This is a genomic window from Candidatus Rokuibacteriota bacterium (assembly GCA_016209385.1).
Classification (GTDB): domain Bacteria; phylum Methylomirabilota; class Methylomirabilia; order Rokubacteriales; family CSP1-6; genus JACQWB01.
In genome coordinates this window covers 1-6,074 of record JACQWB010000279.1, presented here as the reverse complement: position 1 = coordinate 6,074, position 6,074 = coordinate 1, and the positions used below count along the sequence as shown (strand labels likewise).

Genomic DNA, 6,074 nt, shown 5'->3' with positions numbered 1-6,074 from the left:
CTTCGGCCACGAGAAGGGAGCCTTCACCGGGGCCCTCGCCCAGCGCAAGGGGAAGTTCGAGCTCGCCAACGGGGGCACGCTCTTCCTGGACGAGATCGGCGACATGAGCCTCAAGACCCAGGCCAAGGTCCTCCGGGTGCTCGAGGAGCAAGCCTTCGAGCGCGTGGGCGGCAAAGAGACCCTCAAGGTGGACGTGCGCGTCACCGCGGCCTCCAACCAGAACCTCCAGGGGCTGATCCAGCAGGGACGCTTCCGCGACGACCTCTTCTACCGGCTCAACGTCATCCCGATCGAGGTCCCACCGCTCCGGGAGCGCAAGGAGGATATCCCGCTCCTCGTCCAGCACTTCATCACCATCTTCTCGGCGGAGAACGGCAAGCGCCCCAAGACGGTCTCGGTCGAGGCCCTGGCCTCCTTCCTCACCTACGACTGGCCCGGCAACGTGCGCGAGCTCCGCAACATGGTCGAGCGGCTCGTGATCATGGTGCCGCGCGACGTCATCGGCCCCCAGGCCCTCCCCCCGCCGCTTCGTCCGAAGGAGGCGGGCCGGCCGGAGGGGACGGTCAAGGAGAAGACGCTCAAGGAGGCGCGCGAGGCCTTCGAGCGCGCCTACATCGTTGCCGAGCTCCGCGCCAACGACTGGCACATGACCCGCACCGCGCAGCGCCTGGGGATCGAGCGCAGCCACCTGTACCGCAAACTCAAGCTCTACGCGATCACCCCGCGCACCTAGGGATAATCGCGCGGCCGAAAAATGACTTGACAACCGCACGCGAGATGGTAGGGTAGCTGTTGAATAGCTCCTTTAAGTGGGCCCAGCGAGGTCCACAAGGAGAGGCGATGTGACGCGGCTCGATACGAAGGCGACGAGAGCCCTTCCCAGTGAGGGAAGGGGTTTTTTTTGTCCGCCGGCGGAGGAGTGATCACGCGGGAAAAAGCCCAGGTGCTCGACGAGCAGGGGATCGACCGCGCCCTGACCCGCATCGCCCACGAGATCCTGGAAAAGACCCAGGGGGCCCAGGGGCTGAGTCTGGTCGGGATCCGGACGCGCGGCGTGTCGCTCGCCCGCCGGATCGCCGACAAGATACGCGCGATCGAGGGGGAGGCGCCCCCGGTCGGGGTGCTGGACATTACGCTATACCGGGACGACCTCGGGCTCCTCGCCGAGCAGCCTACCGTCAAGGCCACGGAAATCCCCTTCGCGATCAAGGGGAAGACGGTCGTCCTGGTGGACGATGTCCTCTTCACCGGCCGCACCATCCGGGCCGCGCTGGATGCCCTCATCGACCTCGGGCGCCCGCGGATGATCCAGCTCGCGGTCCTCGTGGACCGGGGGCACCGGGAACTCCCCATCCGCCCGGACTACGTGGGGAAGAACCTCCCGACGAGCCGGCGGGAAGCCGTGGCTGTCCTACTCAAAGAACACGACGGGGAGGAGCGTGTGGTGATCCAGGAGCCACCGGAGGAATAACGCCATGGGTTGGAAGCGGAAAGACCTCCTGACCATGCAGGAGCTGGACGCCGGCGAGATCCGCACCATCCTGGACACGGCGGAATCCATGAAGGAGATCGCCACCCGGGAGATCAAGAAGGTGCCGGCGCTCCGGGGAAAGACCATCGTCAACCTCTTCTACGAGCCGTCCACGCGCACGCGGACCTCCTTCGAGATCGCGGGGAAGTGGCTCTCCGCCGACGTCGTGAACTTCTCGGCGTCGGGCTCGAGCGTCAGCAAGGGCGAGAGCCTCCTGGATACCGCCAAGAACATCGAGGCGATGAGCCCGGACGTCGTCGTCGTCCGCCACTCCTCTTCCGGCACGCCCCAGCTGCTGGCGGAAGCGCTCCGCTGCGCGGTGGTCAACGCGGGGGACGGGGCCCACGAGCACCCGACGCAGGCCCTCCTGGATCTCCTCACGATCCGGGAAAAGAAGGCGCACCTCGAGGGACTCCACGTGGTGATCATCGGCGACATCGCCCACAGCCGGGTCGCCCGGTCGAACATCCACGGGATGCGCAAGGTCGGGATGACCGTGACGGTGGCTGGCCCGCCCACGCTGATCCCGCCGTACGTTCAGGAGCTCGGGGTGAAGGTGAGCCACCGGCTGGAGGACGTGATCGCCGACGTGGACGTGATCATGATGCTCCGGCTCCAGCAGGAGCGGATGACCGCCGGGCTGATCCCCTCCCTCCGCGAATACTCGCGCCTGTGGGGGCTCACCCTCGACAAGCTCGCCGCGGCCCGCCCCGACGTCCTGATCATGCACCCCGGCCCCGTGAACCGTGGCATCGAACTGGCCCCCGATGTCGCCGACGGCCCGTACTCGGTCATTCTCGACCAGGTCACGAACGGCATGGCCGTCCGGATGGCGGTTCTCTACCTCCTCACCGGAGGTAAGGCGCAGTGAACGGCCGACGGGTGGTGCCGCGATGGGGCTGGGCCCCCGACGCCGAAGGCGTGGGGAGGGGGCGACAGGACCCGCGGCCTCGGAGGCCGAGCCGGCGAGAGGACCCGCGAGCTTGGGCGTTGGAGACGCCGTGAACCTGCTGATCAAGGGTGGAAGGGTCATTGATCCCGCCAACGGCGTGGATGGCGTCCGGGATCTCCTCGTCCAGGACGGCAAGATCGCCGCCTGCGGGCCCGCCCTCGCCGCTCCCGAGGCGACCCCGACCATCGACGCCGGGGGCAAGGTCGTCTGTCCGGGGTTCATCGATCTCCACACCCACCTCCGCGAGCCCGGCTACGAGTACAAGGAGACCATCGCGACCGGCACGCGGGCCGCGGCGGCGGGCGGGTTCACCGCGGTCTGCGCGATGGCCAACACCTTCCCGGTCAATGACAACCGCGCCGTCACCGACTACATCCTGGCCAAGGCCAGAGTGGAAGGCGTGGTGCGTGTGTATCCCGTCGGGGCCGTGACCCGAAACCTCAAGGGCGAGGAGCTGGCCGAGCTGGGGGAGCTCGCCGAGGCCGGATGCGTGGCGTTCTCCGACGACGGCAAGCCCGTCATGAACTCGGGGCTGCTGCGCCGCGCCATGGAGTACATCCTCCCCTTCGGGACGCCGGTGATCTCCCACGCCGAGGACCTCAACCTGGCGGCCGGCGGGGTGATGCACGAGGGCGCCGTTTCGACCGAGCTGGGGCTCAAAGGCATGCCCACGGCAGCCGAGGAGGCCATGGTGGCGCGGGACATCGTGCTGACCGAGCTGACCGGCACGCCGGTCCACATCGCCCACCTCTCCACTGCCGGCGCCGTTCGGCTGATCCGCGACGCCAAGGCCCGCGGGGTCCGGGTCACCGCGGAGGTGACGCCGCACCACCTGGTCCTGACCGACGAGGCGGTGCGGAGCTACGACCCGAATACGAAGATGAACCCGCCGCTCCGGCCCAAGCGCGACCAGGAGGCGCTCCTGGAAGCCCTGGCCGACGGCACGATCGACGCGATCGCCACCGACCACGCCCCGCATGCCCAGGCGGAGAAGGAGGGCGAGTACGATCACGCCGCGTTCGGGATCGTGGGGCTCGAGACCGCGGTGTCGCTCCTCCTCGACCGCCTCGTCCGCCCCGGGCTCCTGGACCTCCCGAGCCTGGTCGCGCGCCTCACGGTCGGGCCGGCCCGGGCCTTCGGGCTTCCCGGCGGCACCCTCGGCCTCGGGAGCCAGGCCGACATCACGATCCTCGACCTCGGACGGGAACTTACCATCGAGCCGGCACGGTTTCATTCTAAGAGCCGCAACACGCCGTTCGCGGGGTGGCAGGTGACCGGGATGCCCTGGATGACCGTCGGCGGCGGCCGGGTCGTGATGTGGGAGCGTGTGATCAAGGGAGGCTTCGGCGCGTGAGGAAGACGGCGCTCCTCGCCCTTGCTGACGGCCGCATCTTCAGGGGGGAGTCTCTGGGCGCCCAGGGCGAGGCCCGCGGCGAGGTCGTCTTCAACACGTCCATGACCGGGTACCAGGAGATCCTGACCGACCCCTCCTACAAGGGGCAGATAGTGGTCATGACCTACCCGCTCATTGGCAACTACGGGATGAACGACGAGGACGTGGAGTCCCGCCGGCCATGGGTGGAGGGGTTCATCGTGAAGGAGGCCTCACGCGCGCCGTCCTCGTGGCGGGGTCGGGTGACCCTGGATGACTACCTCAGGCACCACGGCATCGTCGGGATCCACGGGATCGACACCCGCGCGCTGACCCGGCACCTCAGGGACCACGGCGCCCAGGAGGGCGTCATCACGACGGAGGAGCTCGACCCCGAGCGGCTCGTCGCCAGGGCACGGGCGGTTCCGCGGCTCATCGGCCGCGACCTGGTGCGGGAGGTGACGACCGACACGCCGTTCGGCTGGAACGAGGCTGTCTGGGATCTCGAGCGAGGCTACCAGCCGCCGCCCGCGAGCCGGTTCAAGGTGATCGCCTACGACTCAGGAATCAAGCTGAACATCCTCCGGCAGCTCACCGCCGTCGGCTGCGCGGTGACGGTTGTCCCCGCGAATACGCCCGCCGCTTGCGTGCTCGAGCTGGGGCCCGACGGGGTCTTCCTGTCGAATGGCCCGGGAGATCCGGAGGGCGTGCCGTACCTGATCGAGTCCGTCAAGGGCCTGCTCGGGCACGTGCCGATCTTCGGGATCTGTCTGGGGCATCAGATCCTTGGGCTTGCAGTCGGCGGCAGCACCTACAAGCTCAAGTTCGGACACCACGGCGCCAACCACCCCGTGAAGGATCTCCTCACGAAGAAGGTGGAGATCACCGCCCAGAACCACGGCTTTGCTGTGGACGCGGAGTCGGTGATGCCGTTCGGGATGGAAGTCAGCCACGTGAACCTGAACGACGGGACCCTGGAGGGAATGCGCCACCGCGACTGGCCGGTCTTCTCGGTGCAGTACCACCCGGAAGCGTCCCCCGGGCCCCACGATGCCAACTATCTCTTCCACCGATTCGCGGACCTGATGGTCAGGACGCGGGGAGGCTGAGCTGTCCTATGCCGAAGTACCTGATCTCGTACCGGAAGACCGAGGAAGTGGGGCAGAAGCCCGAGTGGACCTCGTTCACCACCGAGAGCGAGACGGCCCTCGAGGCCCAGGGCATCTTGGAGCGCGTCCGGAAGCGGATGTCGGTCCTCGGCGAGCAGCTCTGGGGAAGCGGGGAGGTGGTTTGGGTCGGCTCGGGGCGGCTCGACGACATCCTCTACAAGCGCGAGGAGGCCGCCCCCGAGGTGTCCATCGTCTACGGCGCGGTCGAAGAACGCTGACTGCATACAGCACCTCTAGGAGGACAGCGACATCGACCTGTTGACCGGCACCGGGTGGCCTGGGCAATTTGATCGTCAAGCGCGAGAACGCCTGAGTGCCCACGCGCACTGACCTCCCGAAGATCCTGATCATCAGCTCGGGGCCCATCGTCATCGGGCAGGCCTGCGAGTTTCGACCACTCCGGGCCGGATAAAAAGGGGGGGCTGGTGCTTCGCGTCGGCGACCGGTTTGAGCTGCCCATCACTCAGGAGGCGTGGGAGTCCGGGCGCCTCCACCTGGATGGAGAGATCCCGCACCCGGGCGGCCCTGAGGCCGAGGGGATCCCTGTCGTCCTGAGGGGGGACCGGAGACGGTCGGCTATCGGCGTGTGGGCCGGCGGCGGGTTGCTGGAGGTCCGCGGCCTTTCGGACCTTCTCTCCATCCCGGGAACGATGGGCAGGCTAACGATGGCGGTCGAGGGAGAGGAGCCCCTGACCCTCAAGGTCAGCCTTGCGGGCCAGGCGGACCGGGCTGCCCTCCTGGACCTTGCTCCGAGGGAGATCGGCGCGATCCCCGTGAGCCTGGATCCCACCGTCAGCGAGATTCTGCGGGAACTGGACGACGGGGTGTACGCCCCCCTGGAGGCCTACCGGCTGCACCGGTGGGCCCGCGCCATCGCCCGGTCTCCCGGGTTTGACGAGCTGATCTCCCTCCCCCTACTCCGGGACGTGATCCTGTACGAACACCAGCTTGCTGCTGTCTGGACCGTCCTGAACCGCATGCGGGGCCGGGGCCTGCTCGCCGACGAGGTGGGCCTGGGGAAGACCGTCGAGGCGGGGATCATCCTAGCGG

General features: G+C 68.1%; 7 protein-coding genes. All 7 read left to right on the top strand.

The window, feature by feature from the left end:
* Positions 1-733, top strand: a 733-nt coding sequence (locus HY726_21280) for a sigma-54-dependent Fis family transcriptional regulator (GenBank protein MBI4611531.1), incomplete at its 5' end; no start/stop codon positions are given.
* A gap of 189 nt (positions 734-922) precedes the next feature.
* The gene (gene pyrR, locus HY726_21275; protein MBI4611530.1) at positions 923-1,471 is read left to right on the top strand and encodes a bifunctional pyr operon transcriptional regulator/uracil phosphoribosyltransferase PyrR; all 549 of its coding nucleotides are present in this window, start codon (positions 923-925) and stop codon (positions 1,469-1,471) included.
* Positions 1,472-1,475: 4 nt separating this feature from the next.
* Positions 1,476-2,402: an aspartate carbamoyltransferase catalytic subunit gene (locus tag HY726_21270; protein MBI4611529.1), complete on the top strand. Its 927-nt coding sequence runs from the start codon at positions 1,476-1,478 to the stop codon at positions 2,400-2,402.
* Positions 2,403-2,532: 130 nt separating this feature from the next.
* Positions 2,533-3,837 (top strand): dihydroorotase, encoded by a 1,305-nt coding sequence (locus tag HY726_21265; GenBank protein ID MBI4611528.1) that lies wholly within the window; start codon positions 2,533-2,535, stop codon positions 3,835-3,837.
* Positions 3,834-4,964 (top strand): glutamine-hydrolyzing carbamoyl-phosphate synthase small subunit, encoded by a 1,131-nt coding sequence (gene carA, locus HY726_21260; protein MBI4611527.1) that lies wholly within the window; start codon positions 3,834-3,836, stop codon positions 4,962-4,964. The genes HY726_21265 and carA overlap by 4 nt, the downstream gene beginning before the upstream one ends.
* An 8-nt stretch (positions 4,965-4,972) precedes the next feature.
* Positions 4,973-5,242, top strand: a complete 270-nt coding sequence (locus HY726_21255) for a hypothetical protein (protein MBI4611526.1) — start codon at positions 4,973-4,975, stop codon at positions 5,240-5,242.
* Between the two features lie 207 nt (positions 5,243-5,449).
* Positions 5,450-6,074 (top strand): hypothetical protein (locus tag HY726_21250; protein ID MBI4611525.1); only part of this gene is annotated, 625 nt, incomplete at its 3' end.